The sequence below is a fragment of the Dysgonomonas sp. 520 genome (assembly GCF_010501095.1).
GTDB lineage: Bacteria > Bacteroidota > Bacteroidia > Bacteroidales > Dysgonomonadaceae > QVMP01.
The window spans coordinates 61,914-63,587 of the sequence record NZ_QVMP01000021.1 but is presented as its reverse complement, the minus strand read 5'-3'; the positions used below and the strand labels follow the sequence as shown (position 1 = coordinate 63,587).

The following is a 1,674-nucleotide window of genomic DNA, read 5'->3' as shown; positions in this document are numbered from 1 at the left end:
TGATTGGATTTGCGGCGGCAGTGGACTACAAGGTGCAAGAATCGGGCGTTACGATGTCGGGGTCTATGGATAATACGCCAAAAGTCAGGTATATAGGCGGTCTGCTTAGAAGTGAAAGAGCCATTGTAGACGTGTACACAACGAAAGTGGGTCAGATGCACTTTCCGAAAAACTTAGGTGCTGATAAGTTATTATTTTCCTGCCCTAATGTTGGACTCATCGCAACGGGAGCAACTCCCGTATCTGTTGTTGATGTGCGCGGCTGTCCGAAACTCGACTCATTATACACAGAAACAGCCTCTATCGACCTTTCATTGAATACAGTGCTAAGGTATGCTTACTTTAACAATTCGGCTATTGCCAACCTCGATACGTCTAATAACCCGTTGCTTGTCGAACTATTCTTGTATAACTGTACGCTGCTTCAAGATGTGACATTACCTGCTTCTAACGAAAACCTGACATCAATCAGTGTTACGCTTTCGGGACTCTCAAAAAATACGATATTGGAGAAAATAGGCAATGTATGGCAAGATCGGACGGGCAAATCGGCGGGGGTGTTAAGGTTGTCTACAAGCGTGTACAACTCAATGTCGGATGACGAGAAAGCAGTCTTTACAAATAAGAATATCAATTTGCTTGCGCAATTATAATTCAGTTGCGAGTTACTTCACCCTTTGGGCAGTTACAAGTTACAAGTATTTTAATTTTAAACTTGAAAAATTATGAAAAAACGTAGTGAAATAAAAGGAAATGTAGCGGGAAGTGGAAAGATATTCATCTGCTATCAAGACAGTTCAATTGAAGAAATACAGGAAATGAACCCTGAATTGACAATTGAAGAATCGGAGATGATTTTTAACTCAATACAAGAACCTAAACCGATTAAACAATGAGAGTTGAAAGAATAGGCATTACAACAACCGACGGGCAGATACTAATAGATGTTGATGGCAAAAATCAGCCGAAAGGCTATCCGAAAAACTCGTTAAAATACGATGCCGGAAATACGTATCTAAATTTTTACGAAGTCGGCAAAAGTGAAATATTATATTATACCGAATGGGGCAATGTCACCATCAACGGCACTATTGTTACGAAAGACAATGCTAATGAAGCCTTAGAGCCTCTTTTTACGTAGGGGAGCAACATTTGCCAACGTTAACAATTTTGTTATCAATTTGGCAAAGCAAGGCATCGCAATTGATGCCGATGTTGTTAAGGCGCAATATAATAGCCTGAGTCCCCAAATAAAGCAAAACGCTAAAGTTATCCTTTTGCCCGTTGCCGCCCAATCGGGCGCGGTTTACGGCATGGATAACAAGACGGGTGAGGTTGTTCCCTTTCAGTTTGCCCGTGCAACGAGTGCCACGCTTTTCGACCAAGATAAAAACATGCAGTCTATCGGTGCGAACGTTCCCCGAATTGATTATGCGAACTATTCCGATGATGCGAAATTGTTGATTGAGAAGTCGTCAACAAACCTGATTTCAGATTCTGCCGATTTTTCCCGTTGGGGCGGTTCGGTGTTGCGTACTATGGATGAATCAACCGCCGATGGATTTGAAAATTATTGGAAAATAGAGAAAAATGTAAATTCAAGTAGTGAAAGTGTTACATATAATCCGGGTGTTACAATTTCCGGTTCAGCGGAATATGTGTTGCGCATATATG

At 41.3% G+C, this 1,674-nt stretch carries 4 protein-coding genes; all 4 read left to right on the top strand.

The window, feature by feature from the left end; all coding sequences use genetic code 11:
• Positions 1-653 (top strand): hypothetical protein (locus tag D0T56_RS12275; RefSeq protein WP_221412357.1); only part of this gene is annotated, 653 nt, incomplete at its 5' end.
• Between the two features lie 72 nt (positions 654-725).
• The gene (locus D0T56_RS12270; RefSeq protein WP_163320453.1) at positions 726-896 is read left to right on the top strand and encodes a hypothetical protein; all 171 of its coding nucleotides are present in this window, start codon (positions 726-728) and stop codon (positions 894-896) included.
• Positions 893-1,141, top strand: a complete 249-nt coding sequence (locus D0T56_RS12265) for a hypothetical protein (RefSeq protein WP_163320452.1) — start codon at positions 893-895, stop codon at positions 1,139-1,141. The genes D0T56_RS12270 and D0T56_RS12265 overlap by 4 nt, the downstream gene beginning before the upstream one ends.
• Before the next feature lie 40 nt (positions 1,142-1,181).
• Positions 1,182-1,674, top strand: a 493-nt coding sequence (locus tag D0T56_RS12260; protein ID WP_221412356.1) for a hypothetical protein, incomplete at its 3' end; no start/stop codon positions are given.

What these genes read in the sequence shown, in the direction of transcription:
- D0T56_RS12270 (WP_163320453.1), top strand. Translation starts at nt 726, where the DNA reads ATGAAAAAACGTAGTGAAATAAAAGGAAATGTAGCGGGAAGTGGAAAG.
- D0T56_RS12265 (WP_163320452.1), top strand. Translation starts at nt 893, where the DNA reads ATGAGAGTTGAAAGAATAGGCATTACAACAACCGACGGGCAGATACTA.